This window comes from Nitratidesulfovibrio termitidis HI1, from assembly GCF_000504305.1.
GTDB classification, from domain to species: Bacteria; Desulfobacterota; Desulfovibrionia; order Desulfovibrionales; family Desulfovibrionaceae; genus Cupidesulfovibrio; species Cupidesulfovibrio termitidis.
Map to the genome: position 1 here is coordinate 885,204 of NZ_KI632512.1, position 16,632 is coordinate 901,835.

A 16,632-nucleotide genomic window follows, 5' to 3' on the forward strand; every position below is an offset into this window, starting at 1 on the left:
CTCCACGTCCAACGCTGGCCACGTGCTACAAATTATTCAACCCGCATGGTCCCTTTCAGAAGAAATACCAAGCGTTTCAATTATTTTTTGAGCCATCTCAAACGTTTCCGGACCATGCCCCCCTTTATCGCTATATATCCAACTCGTATGTCTTCCGAATCTGGACAATCCGTAAACAGGCTCACCGCCCAATGAAGCCCAAAAAGGAATAAAATGGGCCTTGTAATGGTGAGCATCTAAATCGTTCTGAACAAGAAACACCCTCGAGTTGCACACATCACTCCAACGGGATGTCATATCAACTCTTCGTGCAAATCCATGACGAATTCTGTCTGCTGACATGTCCCCAAAACATGCCTGCCGCACCAAGGCCACTTGCTGGGATGCCAGATAAGCAAGACAGTCAGTCTGAGCGTTAATCGCGACAGCCAAGGAACCATCTACACTGGCAGCAAGAGCAAGCGCCGCGAACCCTCCTGCGGAAGACCCCCAAAAAACGATTTCATCCCTGGCAACCCCCTTACATTCGGCAAAGTTAGCAATGAGGCAAGCGAGTTCCTCAGTAGCGTCATGAGTCTCACTCCCCAAAAACCACCCTAAACGAAGAGCACTATTGCGCTCTAATGTTGGATCAGCGACGCAAAGCACACTACCTGGAAACAGCCCCCGATGCGCCCACATCCACCTATTGAAGTAAGGCAATGTTATTGCCTTTCTATCAAGCGCACCTGGAAGCATAACAAAAAGTGCGGACGATTGGCCGGGAAAGTACAAGGCGGGGAAACTCCAATACTTTGCACGTAGCATACATGATATTCCGCAACCCTTTTCAGGAAGACAACCCGATGTGATTTCGACAGGATGTGCAAACAAGAGAGGTGATTTGGCCTGCACGACAACACCGTCAAATTTCACAAAACCAACCACACGATAATAACCCGGGATCATATCTGTATTAAATTCATAAGTTGACGACTCAGAATACCCGGTATGCGCCACTCTCTCTCCGCTTCTATACACGTAGAAAGCGAACGAACAGGCACACGCAGCGCCCTCACAAATGATAGTTCTACAAAATAATGTAGAACCTACCAACTCAATCTCTATCCTATCAATAACAACGCCACTCACACCTCACCTCCTTTTCACAAAAAACGTCTTCAATATCTGCAACTGGGCCTGACAAGGCGAAAACATCCGCACACGTCCTAAATTATGCTCCGTAAGGGGATAGCTCGCGAAGACAAGAGACAACAACGCGTGTACTCGCCTCCCATGTCCTTTTATGCTCGACAAATTTCCGCCCATTCGAACCAAGTGCTTGACGAAGCGCAGGATCGGCGACAAGACGTGCCAGACTATCGGCCAGATCCTGCACACTCCCTTTTTTAAACACCAGACCAGTATGCTCATGCGTGACCATCTCCTGAAGCGCGCGAACACTTGAGACAACCACAGCCTTCTCCATAGCAAAAGCTTCTAGAGGCTTCATCGGCGATACCATTTCACAAACAGGCAGCGGCTTCCGTGGAAAGGGAGCAATATCAATCAAAGAATAGTAACGTTCCACTTCCTCATGCGGAACTCGCCCTGCCAGAATCAGCCAGTCTGAAAACGCATACTGCCTGGCAATATCCGACACGGCATGGGAAATCCCCCCCCCCTGCCCCTCTCCAGACGTGTTTTCACTCCCTACGAGCAATAACCGGAAAATACATCCTTGCTCTTTCAGCAAACCGCAAGCGGCAGCAAGATCATCCAAACCTTCATAGTCAACGAATGTCCCAACATACCCGATTACAGGAACACCAGATGGAATACCCAACCGCGCTGCCAAGCCCTTATCTTTCTCTTGAGCCACGAAGCGCTCCGCATCACATGCATTGGGCATAAGATCAATCTTCTCCGCCGTTACCCCTCGGGAAATCAACTCCGCTCGCATAGCTTCGGTCAGCGTAAATACCCGTTCCGCGCTATTTGCGACCCGAGCCTCCATCAATGACTGCACCTTATACGTAGCACTCCGCTCATATCCCTTCTCACGAGACAATCTCGTGACCTCCCAAAATCCACGAACATCGTAGAAAAACGGAATACCTACACGTCGAGCCGCAATCAAAGTCGGCAAGGCAATAATATAATTCGATGCAGACATTACAGCTGTCGGCTCATGAATACGCAGACGCGCCTCAATTGCATCAGCAGACTTCTCTACGTATTCATAGAAAGGAATTCCATTCCTCTTTGGGTCACTAATTCTCTCATAACACACTCCATCAATAGTCACTTTGCTAGCCACGTCAGTTGGTCCGAGTTCCGGTTTTATATCCAGAGGAAATCCAGGCCGAGTCAAAACTACCACTTCCACTCCTGATCGCTGTAGAGCAACCGCGATTCCATGCGACCTAGTTGCATACCCGCCAGACGAAAATGGCAACGAATTATGCAGCACATAACATATTTTATCTTTCTGCGCCGAAAATGCAGGTCTTCTTGGCTCAGGAATGCTATCAAGCAAGGCCAATTGATACGATACGGACCGCTTCAATTGGTCAATCCTCTTCATCTCTACTTCAGAAGGCCTAGCGCCTAACATTTTTTCGATATCATGAATCGCGGCACATGCGCTTTCAACATTTCCAGAATGTTGAGCAGACCAAAAAAAATTTCGCAATGCCGCCTTGGTTGTGTGAATATCCTTGGCAGCCTCTGCCAAAACAAACGCCGCATCCAACATTTCTGCCTTGGCATAATACTTTCCTATACAGATCAATGCAGCAGCACAGCGCTCTAAATTATCAGAAAATTGCAACCTAATTTTCACTACAAACTCTGCAGTACCAATCTTCTTTTGAACCAACTGAGAAACATGGACTAAGAACTCATCCGACAGAATACTAGCATCGCAGCAATATCCAGCAACATCCATAAGAAGGGGATCAAAGCCTTGCTCTACACATTGCTGCCGAGATAGACAGCATATGTTCGCAACAGATATCCTTCTCTCTCTAGCCCTGCGACGTATATCAGCAAGCCGACTCATTTCCGATGGTGAAAACGTCAGCTCAGTAGGCAGCGAGCCCAAAAGTGCATCTGCCTGCAACACATCCCCATCATCAGCAAGGCGAAATGCCATCCACTTTCTCCGAAACGGCCTGGGGTCTACTTCATAAGCACGACGCGCCGACTGAGCAGCGCTAGCAGTATCGCAGCACGCCATTTGATACCGCGCCAGCTCAGTAAATGCATGAGCTTTCATTGTCCGTCCAAATCCCCCCCTAACAAGCAGGGCATCTACTCCATCAAACCCAGACTTAATGTAGGCATTTACTACTGCGCCACATAGATCCTTATTATGATCCTTTCGCTGACAAGGCCTAATGACATCACGCCAAATTTTCCACAAAATATATGGCAACTTCATCACCGCTACAGGAGAAATACAACAGTCCAAGACAGCCTGCCCTAGACGACAGCTCAAAGAATTGGACATCTCAAGCGGCAACATCTGAGCCTGAACCCGCTGAATTGAAGTTAACCGCTTCAACTCAGCCACGCTGCAGGCCAGCTCGGCGGCAAGCGCATCCCGATCTAAAACGGTGGTCGCCAGTTCTTCCGTGGCCTTACACCCAGTCCCCTCCCCTGCATCCCTAACAACAGACACTTTGTCGTCGGCCATCTCCACACCTCTTACGAACAACGATCGTACGTCAATCAACGGCGCCGACGCCAATCCTTCCGCCTGCGCCTCCCTTTGACTTATAAAACCATCAGCAGCACGCATAGTATACCCACCGCAGCGCATCATCCCTTTTTTGCACAACCAGCCTCCGCATGAGCAAATATATTTCTAACATCAATCGAGATGATCACACAGGATACTCTCAAGCAACCTCAACATCCCCACAAGAACGACTGTCAACACTAGCAGAATAGCCATATTATAAACCCTTCTCGGCTCCATTGGATACTCCGGACGCGTTGGATGCTGTAGCACGGAAACTTTTTCTAGCATCCGCGTCGCATCGATCCGCCCCCTTTCCAGTGCAACAAGAGCTGTCTTATACACGTCCTGAGTGAATTCTACTTCCATCTGGAGTCGCTCGAACTCCTCAACAGCATAGTTGAGTGTTTCCCCTGATGGAGCAGCAAGCTTTGCCTTTTCTTGAGCAATTTGCCGGTTCACGGCTACAAGCGATTGCTTGAGCATGACAATAGACGGATGGTTACTGTCCAGTGACATGGGCAACGAGGCCAACTGGGTTTGTATTTGGGTACGTTGACCTTCCAATCTAGCTACAATTTCACCAATACCAGCCGCTGTCGCTTTTGGCGAAACCAATCCCTTTTGGTTCTGAAATGCAAGAAGTGCCTGCCTTGCCGATTGAAAGCGCTGCTGTGCCAAGTCCACTTGGGCCGTCAAGAAACCCGCTTGAGCCTCGGCAAGTTCGTGACCAAGCTGGTTCATATAGCGCTCGCCTTCACGCACAAGCATTTCGGCGATGGCCTGGGCCATCTTGGCATCATAAGCTTGCGCCTGAATGCGCAGGACACCGGAGTAGTCGTCATACACAACATTTATCCGCGACAAATAATGGCGATGAAACCACTCCATGGAGGCATCGCGGAACCACATCCTTGAAATGACATCCTGCCTCTTGTCACTATAGTGCGTGCGCAGATCAAGCGCCGCATCAAGTTTTTTAAGGATATCGACAGACAACAGATATTCCCTCAGCAACAACTGATCCGGGCGATTAGCATTGGCAACGCCCGCAGCAAGCATGGAAATGTCAAAAGTTGGAGCATTCACTGCATTGGTCTTACGAATGATCACATTGGCATCGGATACAAATCGATCAGATGCCCAAAAAGCCCAATATACGCCTGCCACCAGCGCTACTATATATAGCCCAAATATTAAACAACGGAATGGCTTCATTATAGCCGGACCCTCTTGTTTTGAACTATTTCCACATCAAACTGGCGCACTCAACATCAGCAAACCTTGCCACGTAATTCACCGCTCAATGCTGTGCTTGTACGCACTCAACGCATCATCAATCCGATCGAACCAGTAGGCCTTTCCCTCGGTAAGCCAGATACCGCATTGGCAAAATTGCTTGAGTGTGGCTTCATTGTGCGCAACCATAATAAGACCTGCACGGCCAGCCATGTCCTTGAATGCCATGGCTGCTTTCTTGCGGAATGATGCGTCGCCGGCCGAAGTAACCTCGTCCGAGATGTACACATCAAACTCGAAAGCCAAAGACAATGCGAACTGTAGACGAGACTTCATGCCCGACGAATACGTATTGACAGGCTCATCAAAGGCATTTCCAAGTTCGGAAAAATCCTGAACGAACGCGAGGCGGTCTGCCAGATCATCCTGATGCCCATGCACTCTGCAGACAAACTTTGCATTTTGCCGTCCAGAGAGTGTCGCCTCAAGCCCTCCACGCCCCATGGGCCAGGAAACCCTGCACTGCCGTACAATTCGGCCTTTCGTAGGAAAGTCGACGCCACCGATCAGACGTAACAGCGTTGATTTTCCTGCGCCGTTTATACCGATCAAGCCAACGTTGGTGGCGGGGGGAATCATCAAGTTAATGCCCTGAAGAATCCACTTCCCCATTCCATGGTTTGTCTTGTACCGCTTGTGCACATCCTCAATTGTTATCATCGCATCACCAATCGCAACGCATAGCGCCGGTACAGCAACAAGCCGATACAAACGCTAACCAAGGAGAACCCATAAAGGTAGCTCAAGCTTGCACCTGGAACCATATGATAGTGGGCAACAAAGCCCTGCCGCACCACCTCAAGCCCATGCGCGACGGGGTTGACCATCAGATAGTCCCGATACGGCATCGGTACTGAGGATATTGGCCAAATAACCCCCGAAAGCAGGTACAGAGGCATCATCAAAATCTTAAAGATGTGCTCAAGCTCTGGAACAAGCTCCATCAGCACAGAGGTGACAAGACCATACCCCATGCCGAGCAGCCACAAACCGCCGACAGCCATCAGGACCAGCAAGGGATCACCCGGCACCACGTCGTGCCCGAGCAATCCCCCTATGATAATGATAAGCGCGGATATGATCGCCATAAGAAACGCCTCTAAACCTCCACGCACGATAGCCGTATCAAAGGGTTTGACCTGCCGGTAAACAAACAGTGGCTTGTTGCCATCGACAGCGTACATTACTTGAATTCCGGTACGCCGGAACAAAAAGAAGGCCAGCATACCGACCATGGTCCAAACAGCGATGTCGATACCTCCAATGGCCCTTGTGCGGATCACTCTCCACACCAATGAGATAAAACCAATATGCGTCACCGGCTCAACAAGCAGCCAAAGCCACGCCGCCCGCTCGCCGAAAAGGCGATCCAGCGCCTCGCGCAGGAAGATCGCGCGCCAGACGGAAACGGTGATGGCCAGTGGGCTGCGCATGGTCTTGTCCGCTACTGCTGCAAGGTACGTTGCAGCATGTTGTTGATGTTCAGCGCCGGCACGGCAACCGAGATGACAAGCCGCAGGAACTTCTCGAATTCCGCCGCCGGGGAGTTGGCGACATAGATGACGTCCCGGTTCTGGACCGGGAAGTTCTGGGTCACGAAAAAGGACGCCGGGTCGCGCAGATCGATCTGGTAGACCACCGGGACGGCGCCGTTCTCCGGCCCCGCCGGGGTGGGTGCGGGCTCCAGCAGGTGCGCATCCTCGAAGCGAAAGACGAAAACCCCCCGCGCGTCCGCACGGTTGTCGTTCAGCCCGCCGGAACGCGCCAGGGCCTGCGCCAGCGAAATGCCCTGGGCCTCGAAGGGAATTTCCTCGTTCTTGCCGGTGGCCCCCAGCACGGAGAAACTTTGCGGCTGGAACAGCGCCGTGATGACATCACCAGGCCTGAGCGGAATGTTCTGCCTGGGATCGCGGATGACGGCGTCAAGCGGCATGGTGGCGGTGGTGTTCTCGCGGGAAAGCTGCACCGCCATGCGGTTTATGGGGTGCGTTACCCCACCCGCCTCGGCCAGCGCGTCAAGCAGGCGTTCGCCCTTCGGGGTCAACGGCACCAGCGCGCTTTTGTTGACCTCTCCCACGACCGTCACGTTGGACGTGTTGTTCCGGACCACGCGCACCAGCACCTGCGGCTGGTTCGCCTTGCCTTGCAGGCTATTGTCGATATCCGCCTCGATTTCCTGGGTCGTGCGGCCCTCTACGGCAATCCTGCCGGCAAACGGCATGGTGATCATGCCGTCCGGGGCAACCATCTGGGCGGGCAGCGTAACCGCGCGCGAGGCAATCGCCCCGGCATACGAGTCCGTGACGCCGGAACTGAAAAGCATGGCGGGCGGCGCCTCCCATACGGAAATCTCTATGATGTCCCCCGGCCCGATAAGATAATTGTTGCCCGCCGCCACGGGAAAGATATCCGCAAACAGGCCGAGCTTCTTGCTGTCTGCCAGCCTTCGCGCCAGCGCATCGTTGACGTCCACCAGCCGGATGCCCTCTATGCGTCCGGAATCTTGTTTGCTCTCCACCCGCGCCCGGCTTGGACCGGAGGACGACACCGTCGCGCATCCGGACACTGCGACAAGCAGCATGGCGCCGCACAATATATTGCAGGCGTTACGGAACCCGCCATATGACTTCATGAGTGGCTTCCCTGCTAAATCAGCTTTTTTACCGTCTCGCACGCAAGACGGATATCCTGTTCACTGTGCATGGCGGACAAGAAGAACCGCAAGCGCGCCGCCCTCTCCTCCACTGCGGGATAGATGACGGGCTGCACGTTGATGCCCTGCTCGAACAATGCACCGGAAAGCCTTACCGCCTTCAGCGAGCTGCCGGTTATCACCGGGACAATGGCAGTCCCCTGGGCCGTCCCGACATCCAGTCCCGCCTCCTTTGCCAGCGCCAGAAACAGGTGGCCGTTGTCCCGCAGGCGCGCGACGCGCTCCGGTTCTTTCCGCAAGAGTTGCAGGGCGGCAAGCGACGCCGCTGCAAGGGGGGGAGCAATGCCGACGCTGTAGACAAAACCGGCCGCCGCATACTTGAGATGCTCGACCAGCGCGCGCTCGCCGGCGATGTAGCCGCCGCATCCCGCCAGGGTCTTGGAAAGGGTCCCCATCCAGATGTCGACATCCTCGCCGGCAATGCCGTGGTGCTCGCCCGAACCTTTCCCGGTCTCGCCGACAACCCCCAGGGCGTGCGCCTCGTCGACCATCAGGAAGCAGTTGTGCCGACGTTTGACGTCAATGAATGCAGGCAAGTGCGGGATGTCGCCATCCATGCTGTAGTGCCCTTCGATGACGACAAGCACCCGCTCGAACTGGCCGCGGACTTCGGCAAGGACGGCATCGAGCGCGTCCGCGTCGTTGTGGGGAAAACCGCGGCGGGTCGCCCCGGAAAGCCTGATGCCCTCAAGCACGCTGTTGTGGATCAGGCGGTCGTGGACGACGAGGTCCCTGGGGCCGAAAAGGGTCGAGATGGTGAACACGTTCGTGGCATGCCCGCTGACGAAGACCACGCAGTCCTCCACCCCGTAGAACGCGGCCAGTGCATCCTCCAGGGCGCGCTGCACGGGCCGTTCGCCCGCCACGAGGCGGCTTGCGGAGGCGGATGTTCCGTATCGGGCGATGGCGGCCTTGGCGGCCTCGTTCACTTCCGGGTGCCCGTTGAACCCCAGGTAGTTATAGCTTGAAAAATTGAGGTACTCGCGCTCGCCGATGGTGGTGACCGCAGTGGCGAGCCCTTCGTGCGTCCTGAAAAACGGGCTGTCGCAGCCAAATGATTTCGCGGCCGCGATGAGGAATTGCACTTCCTTGTACTTGGGATGGCTGTCGAAACGGCTGAGATGGTCCGGTGCGGCGCCTGCCCCCCGGCTGAGCCATCCGGCAGGCGCAGCGGCCGCCGCAGCCCTGGCCTTTCGCTCAAGCATGCGCCCGATAAGCTGTGATCGCTGCAAAACGCCCATGGCTACTCCCCTGCCGCCGTCATGGGCGGTTTGCCGGTATCGCGGACCACTCGCTCCACATCTTCCATGCTCAGTTGCTCGCCGTGCTTCCGCACGATGTCGTCAACCAGAATGGCCGCCTCGTCCCGCTCCGCCGCCTGCTCTCCCTTGAGCCGCTCTACAATGCGCTCGGCCACCTTGCTGGCTGACGGGGATTCATTGAGCAGCATGACGGGAAACTGCACGCCGAACCGCTTTTCCAGCCCCACCGCCAGTTCCACGGCCATCAGGGAATCCATGCCCGCATCGTGCAGCGGGCGTTCCGGGTCGACACGGTCCACGCCCAGGGAGAAGATGTCCGCCACTTCCTGCAGGACCAACCCGCGCACCATGTCGAGGAGTTCCGACCTGCTTTTCGTGGCGGCAAGGGCCTGGAAGTCGCTCCGGGAGTCGTCCTGCGCGCCGTCTCTGCACGTTGCGTTGATATTCTCGAAACGAGAGGCCTGCGCCGAGGGCAGAAAACGCCGCAGCACGCCCCACTCCATGGTTGCGACCGCGGCATCGCTTCCGGCGGCAAGAGCCGCCTCCAGATGCAGCATGGCTTGCGCCACCGTAAGCGGCGCCCCCCCCAGGCGCTGGACCAGGCTGTCCCGAACAGCGACATTGCGCGTCAGATACCCCGCGTCGCCGATGGGCCCCCAGCCAATGCACACGGCCGGCAACCCCATTTGCCGCCGCAACCTGGCAAGCGCCTCCAGCCCGGCATTGGCGGCAACATAATTGGCCTGGCCGGGATTGCCGATCAGCGTGGTTATGGAAGAGTAGAGAACGAAATGTTCCAGCGGCAGCGCGCGCGTAAGCCTGTGCAGGTTCCACGCGCCCAGCAGTTTGGGCCGCAAGACCGTGGCGATGCTGTCCGCGTCCATGTTCATGACAAGCCGGTCATCGAGCACCATGGCCGCGTGCAGGACGCCACTGAGGGGGGGCAGTTTCCGGGCCGCCAGTTGCAATGCGTTTTCCAGCGCTGCGGCATCGCTTACGTCGCATGCCAGCGCCAGTACGTTGACGCCCCGTTCCGTCAGTTCCGCGATGGCGTCCCGTGCCCCCGGCGCATCCGGACCCCGGCGGCTTACCAGCACGAGGTTGCCGACTCCCCGCCCGGCCAGCCAACGGGCCGTTTCCAGCCCGAAGCCGCCCAGGCCGCCGGTGACAAGCCACGTGGCCTCCGGGGCAAAGCGCGGCAATTCCGCCGCAACGTCCGGAAGCTGCACGCGTTGCCGGTCATCCAGCGTGACCACGATCTTGCCCATGTGACGGGCCTGCTGCATGCAACGAAAGGCCTCGACAACCCTCTCCGCCGGGAACGCCGTGTAGGGCAACGGCGTCAGCACGCCGCTGCTGAACAGCGCCATGACTTCCTCAAGCAGCCGGGCGGCAAGATGGGGGCGGCCAGTCAGGAGTTGGTCGGCATCGATACCGAAATAGCTGATATTGTCCTTGAACGGGCGAAGGCCGATACGGGTGTTCTCGAAAAAGTCGCGCTTGCCGAGTTCCAGAAAACGGCCAAACGGCTTGAGCACACGCAGGTTGCGCCGAATGGCCTCGCCCGACAGCGAATTCAGCACCACATCCACGCCCTGCCCTTCGGTAACGGCAAGGATGTCGTCGGCAAACGTGCCGCCGCGGGAATCGAAAACGTGCGAAGCGCCAAGCAACCGCACCAGATCGCGCTTCACGTCGCTTCCGGCCGTGGCGAAAACCTCCGCCCCCAAATGCCGGGCCAACTGTATGGCCGCCATCCCCACGCCCCCGGCGGCGCCATGGACGAGCACCCGCTCGCCCGGCTGCACGTCGGCCAGGTGCCGGAGCGCATAATACGATGTCAGGAATACCGTGGGCACCGTGGCGGCCGACTCGAACGACCAGCCGCCGGGAAGACGCAGCAAGGCATGCTCGTTCGTGACCACGTGGCTGGAAAAACAGGCGGGACCAAAACCGAAAACCGCATCCCCGGGCCGCACCCCGGCGACCCCTGCGCCCACGCGGGTAACGATGCCGGAAAACTCCAGGCCAAGGCTGGCCCCGGCAAACCCTTTCTCGACGGCCTCATCGGGCAGCAATCCCATGAGGTACATGACATCGCGGAAATTGAGCCCCACCGCCCTGGTGCGCACTTCAACCCCGTCCGCCGGCAGCGCGGGCTCCGGAGCGGGCACCCAGAACAGGTTGCGCAATCGCCCGGGCATGCGGAAATCCAGCCGGAACCGTTCTGCCTTTCCCTGCGCGGCGGACCTTTCATCCCGCGACAGGACAAGGGCACGCCTGCCCGTGGCCGAAAGCACGATTTCGCTTGCGCCGTCGGGCAGAAGCAGTTCGTCGGCAAGCCGCGCGGTTGTCGTCGCCTCGTCCGCACCGCCGCCCAGGTCGACAAGCGTGCATCGAAGGGCCGACGCTTCGTTCATGACCACGCGCCCGAATCCCCACAGGGCCGCCTGCGCCGGATTGTGCACCCAGTCCTCGGGCAAATCGGACGCCAGCGCGCCGCCCTTGGTCACAACCCACACCCTGGGGGGATGAGCACGCCCCCCCATGAATTCCCGCACGTGCCCCTGAACATGGCAAAGCACATCCACGGCGTCTTCCACGGGCCGCTCCCAGCCCAGGAGGAACACCACGTGTGCCACGTCGGGCTCCACGCCATCCAGCAGCGGAGACGGAACTACGACCGCGTGCTGCCCCCGCGCTTCCAGCACGGCGCACAGTGACCGTGCAACCGCCTGCGAGGCGTCATCCGCAACCAGCAGCCAGCGCTCGGCACAGGTCGCCGCCACGTGGCCCGCCGTGTCCCGGGCGCAACGGGCCAGCAGCAAATACGCGCCTTCAGCCAGATCGCCAGCGGCAGGCTCGGTAAAACGCGCGGTATCGGCAAAGCCGCAGTCGCGCAGCGCCTGAAGCCAGGCTTCCGGAGCCTGCAATGAAGAAAACGGCGCCGAAACATCGCAGGTCCCGGCATCGCCCTCGTGCCACCAGCCTTCGTCCAGCCCGGCCAGGAAGTCCACGCTCCAGTCGGGGTACCGTTCCGCCAGCAGCACCGCCCCGCCGGGCGCCAGCCAGCTTCGCACCCGGGCCAGCGCGGCCTGTGGGTTGGGCACGCGGTGCAGCACATGCCCGAGAATGACCACATCGAAATGCCGTGCCGGGCAATCTTCGGTCCCCAGCTTCCACTCCGCGCGGTCCAGGGGTATGCAGGCAACGCAGGCCAGGTCCTGATTCTCCGCCTCCATCCGCTGCATCAGCCTGTCATCGGCGGCCGCAAGCACGTATTCCAGCCTGTCTTCAGCCAGAACACGGCACGCTTCGCGCGCCAGTCCGCTGGTGCCGGCAGAGGCTTCCAGCACGCGCAAACGGCGCCCTGCGGGCAGGGAAGACGCCAGGTCGCGCAGCACCCCCGCGATGGCCGTGTTCACGCCAAGGTAACCAGGATCCGCGTGCAACGATTCCGGCTCGGATGCACGAAGCAGGCTGGCCAGAAAATCCCCGCCCGGCATGCGGCCGGAAAGCAACCGGGGCAAATTCAGGCCCACGCGGCCCAGAAGCGCCAATTGCGGCAGGCACGCGGGATCATCGCGCAGCAGTTCCCGCCAGATTTTCCGCGCGGCGGGCAGAGGTTCCGCCCCCGTCAGCTCCCAGCAGCCATCCCGAAGCCGGAGCAGCCCTTCCCTCTCCAGCAATCCGCACAGCCAGCGGGCGTAACGCGACGGCGTCGCGGCAAGGGACGACATGATGCCGGGCGCGTTGCGCTCCAGATGCTCCAGGCCCTCACGGGCAAACGCCAGCACGAGCAGTTCGAGCATTGGCAACGTTTCTTCGAACCATGTGCGCCGCCGGGGTTCCATGTCGGCAACGGCGGCATGGCAGCTGGCGACAAGTTCTTCGACGGCAGGCAGGAAGCTTGCGCGTTCCTCCGAAGGATGAGGCCGCAAACGCGACGTTATCCGCCAGGAAGCACCGTCCGACACGGCGTCCACGGCAAGTTGCGCCGCGCGGAAACGGCAGCCGCGCATGCTCGCCACGACCGCACCGGCCGCATCCAGCAAATCGAAATCGGCCAGCACGGAGCGCATGGTGCCATGGCGTACCCGCCCCCGGAACGTCCGCGCCCTGCCCTCATGCCGCAGGACGAAACGCCCGACCCGGACAGGCAACAGCGCCGCCCGGTCGTCGGGCCGCATCTTTCCGGCAAAAATACCCAGCAGGGATTGCGCGCACACATCCATCAACGCGGGATGGATGCCATACCCGCCCACGTCTTCCGGAATATCCGCGCGCAGCCTCCCCTCGACCCGCCCCTCTTCCACGCGAGAGCACTCCAGCCCCCGGAAGTCCGGGCCATAGTCAAGCCCAAGGGCCTTCGCCATGCGGTAGTGCGCTTCCGCGGAAATTTCCGTTCCGGATGGCGGCACGCCCGCCAAGGCCTCGGCCCGCTCATCCGCTCCGGCTTCCAGCGCGCGCCCGACGGCATGGAGCGACCACGGCTCGTCACTCAGGCGCTGGCGGCTGCAAATCCGGAAGCCGCCGTCGCGGGGGTCCAGCGCCAGTTGCATGGTGCGGGCATGCTGCCCGTCGAAAACCATCGGCGACACGATATCCAGGTCTTCCAGCACGCCCGCCCTGGTGCCAAGCCACTGCCGGGCCGCGGCCAGCCCCATTTCGACATAGGCCGTTCCGGGAAACACCACCGCTCCGCCGACGACATGATCGCCAAGCCACGGCACCACCTGGGGATCCAGGACATTTTCCCACGCCGTCTCCTGGCCTGGCTGAAGCCAGCCCAACAGGGGGTGCACCCTGCGCCGTTCGATGGCCCTGAGGCTCTCGTTGGTCGTCCGGTGCCAGTACCGCTCATGCTGCCAGGGGTAATTGGGCAAACGGACTTTCCTGCCGGATTTCCGGAAAAAAGCGCCAGGAATCGTTCCATCGGCAAGCAAATGGACACGCAGCGCGGTTTCATGAATGCGCTCCGCCCCATCCGCATTCTTCCGCAATGCCGAAAGCACCCTTCCCTTGACGTTCATGGAAACCAGAATGTCCCGCAAATATCTCTGCAGGATGGCATGTGGTCCTATCTCGACGAAGATACGACAGCCGGATTTCACAAGTTCCGTGACGGCAGCATCGAAACGCACGCACTCGCGCACGTTGCGCCACCAATAACGGGCATCCAGCAACTTTCCGTCGACGGCACAGCCATCAACCGATGAAACGAAAACGGCATTGGCACATGAGTCTGGAGCCAGATCATGCATATCTCGCAACAGGCCGTCCTGCACGGCGTCCATGTGGCGGCTGTGAAAGGCATATTCCAGATTCAGCGGGGTGAAACGCACCTCGCGGGTTTTCAGGTACTCGCCCAGACGGGCCATCCCGTCGAGACTGCCGGAAAACGTCACCATGTGCGGGCTGTTGACGGCCGCCACGGTCACGTCCGCTACGCCATCCAGTTCCGACACGACCTTCGCGGCAGCCTCGCGCGACAGGGATACAGCAGCCATAGTGCCCGTGCCGCGTGTCGCCCCCTGCGCCGCGCTGCGAAAAACGATGACCCTGATGGCCTGGTCCAACGTCAGGGCGCCCGAGGCCCACGCCGCGGCCACCTCTCCCACGCTGTGCCCGGTAACGGCGGCAGGCCTGACTCCGTACTCCGCCAACAGCGCGGTAACCGCCACCTGGATGGCGAAAAGCGCTGGCTGGGCGACGACGGTATCGTCAAGTCGCGTGCTCGTCTCATCGGCGAGCAATTCTTCCCTGACGGAGAAACCCGCAAGGGCACGAATGCCCTCGTCGATTTCCGCAAGAATTCCAGCGAAACGCGGAGAACCCTCCAGCAACGCGCGTCCCATGCCAAGCCACTGGGCGCCATTGCCCGAATAGACGAAAGCCACGGAACCGCTCTCCGGCAACGCGTCTTCAACCAAGAGCGAAGGAGAGCATTCGCCATGGGCATACCGCGCGAGTTCAGCGACGGCATCCGCCTGCGACGGCGCAACCAGCGCCAATCGCTTCTCCAAGCGGTCCCGCCCGCATGCCGCCGAATACGCGATATCGTACATATCCGTCGGCGGAGCACCCTGCAGAAACACGGCATAACGCCCGGCCATCTCGCGCAGGGCAGGCTCCGTACGGGCGGACAGGAACAGGGGAGGCAGGGCATCGCCATGGGATCTGGATTCCACACCCTGAGCACGCGGGTATGCCTGGAGCAATACATGGGCATTGGCCCCGCCGAAGCCAAAGGAATTCACACCGGCCACCAATGGCTTGCCGCTTCCGGGAACAAGAGCCTTGGGTGTGGTGACAAGTTCGAGGTTCAGCGCCGCAAAATCAATATGGGGATTGGGAACAGAACAATGCAGCGAGGGAGGAGCGACATGGTGGCGCAGCGCCAGCACCGCCTTGACAAGACCCGCCATGCCTGAAGCCGCTTCGAGATGTCCGAGATTGGTCTTGACGGACCCGATAGGCAATGGAGCATGCCGTCCCGTGCCATACACTGTACCTATGGCCGACGCTTCAACAGGATCCCCGACGGCCGTTCCCGTGCCGTGCGCCTCAATGAAGTCAACGTCGTGGGGATGCAACCCGCTCTGCGCAAGCACGCCGCGCATAAGCTCGATCTGCCCCTCCTGGCTGGGAATGGTGATGCCCGACTTGCGCGCGCCATCGGCATTGACGCCACTGCCCAAAATGACGGCCTGAATTGTATCGCCATCCGCCAGAGCCTTTTCCAAAGGCTTGAGCAGGAGCACCGCGCTTCCCTCCGCGCGCACATAGCCGTCACCTGTCGCATCAAAAGCCTTGCACCGTCCATCCGCGGAAAGCATGCCGGCTTTCGTGAATCCAACGAAGGACGAGGGATGGAGCAACAGGTTCACCCCTCCGACAAGCGCCACGGATGCTTCACCAACCCGCAAACACATGCATGCATGGTGTAGGGCAACCAGTGAAGAAGAGCATGCCGTATCAATGGACAAGGAAGGACCGTGCAAATCAAAAACATAAGAAATTCTGTTTGCCGCAATGCTCGGAGCACTTCCCGTCATGGAGTGTGAAGACATCACGGCGAGATCATCCATGCCGCGCGTACCATAATCCATTCCTGAAATCCCGATATAAACAGCACAATCCGTCCCCGCCAACACGGAAGGACATATCCCCGCGTTTTCCATGGCCTCCCACGTCAGCTCCAAAAGCAACCGCTGTTGTGGGTCAACAGCACATGCTTCACGGGGTGAAATGCGAAAAAACGCCGCATCAAATTCATCGACACGGGGAAGCACGCCAGCGGCGAATGTGATGCTGCGCCCTGGCTCCGCACGCTTTGCGTGCTGCAATTCCTTGACGGCCCAACGCTCGGCGGGAACGTTGCGCACAACGTCCCGGCCATCCGCCAACGCGGCCCAGAAACTGGCATCGTCGCTTAAATCTCCGGGAAACCGGAATGCCATTCCTATTATTGCAATGCGTTGCAGCACTTGAGTTCCTGATTGGTCATAATTTTTTTCGGCATCATCCAACCGTCACAAAAGAAATGGATTTGTCACGTCAAACCAAAAAACTTTAAGCGACCTCTAAGCATATCACTATTATTGCGCTATAAAACAATCACTCCATCACGA

Annotated in this window: 8 protein-coding genes; all 8 read right to left on the minus strand. The window is 58.5% G+C overall.

The features are described from left to right. Nucleotides 1-36: 36 nt before the first annotated feature. Nucleotides 37-999 carry a hypothetical protein gene (locus DESTE_RS17860; protein WP_156925256.1) on the minus strand — a complete coding sequence of 321 codons (963 nt, stop codon included), beginning with the start codon at nucleotides 997-999 and terminating at the stop codon, nucleotides 37-39. Between the two features lie 214 nt (nucleotides 1,000-1,213). Further along, on the minus strand, nucleotides 1,214-3,679 hold the full coding sequence (locus tag DESTE_RS17445) for a glycosyltransferase (RefSeq protein ID WP_198015317.1): 2,466 nt from the start codon (nucleotides 3,677-3,679) through the stop codon (nucleotides 1,214-1,216). 177 nt (nucleotides 3,680-3,856) lie between these two features. Beyond that, nucleotides 3,857-4,942, minus strand: coding sequence for a KpsE/RkpR family capsule polysaccharide export protein (locus DESTE_RS03795; RefSeq protein WP_035065210.1), 1,086 nt, complete (start codon nucleotides 4,940-4,942; stop codon nucleotides 3,857-3,859). 78 nt (nucleotides 4,943-5,020) lie between these two features. After that, nucleotides 5,021-5,683, minus strand: coding sequence for an ABC transporter ATP-binding protein (locus tag DESTE_RS03800; RefSeq protein ID WP_035065212.1), 663 nt, complete (start codon nucleotides 5,681-5,683; stop codon nucleotides 5,021-5,023). Beyond that, nucleotides 5,680-6,456 (minus strand): ABC transporter permease, encoded by a 777-nt coding sequence (locus DESTE_RS03805; RefSeq protein ID WP_035065214.1) that lies wholly within the window; start codon nucleotides 6,454-6,456, stop codon nucleotides 5,680-5,682. The genes DESTE_RS03800 and DESTE_RS03805 overlap by 4 nt, the downstream gene beginning before the upstream one ends. 11 nt (nucleotides 6,457-6,467) lie before the next feature. After that, nucleotides 6,468-7,541 carry a polysaccharide biosynthesis/export family protein gene (locus DESTE_RS03810; protein WP_198015318.1) on the minus strand — a complete coding sequence of 358 codons (1,074 nt, stop codon included), beginning with the start codon at nucleotides 7,539-7,541 and terminating at the stop codon, nucleotides 6,468-6,470. Between the two features lie 128 nt (nucleotides 7,542-7,669). Further along, a complete protein-coding gene (locus tag DESTE_RS03815; RefSeq protein ID WP_035065216.1) occupies nucleotides 7,670-8,977 on the minus strand; it encodes an aminotransferase class I/II-fold pyridoxal phosphate-dependent enzyme in 1,308 nt (435 codons plus the stop codon). A 2-nt stretch (nucleotides 8,978-8,979) separates the two neighbouring features. Next, the gene (locus DESTE_RS03820; protein ID WP_198015319.1) at nucleotides 8,980-16,488 is read right to left on the minus strand and encodes a type I polyketide synthase; all 7,509 of its coding nucleotides are present in this window, start codon (nucleotides 16,486-16,488) and stop codon (nucleotides 8,980-8,982) included. Between the last annotated feature and the right edge of the window lie 144 nt (nucleotides 16,489-16,632).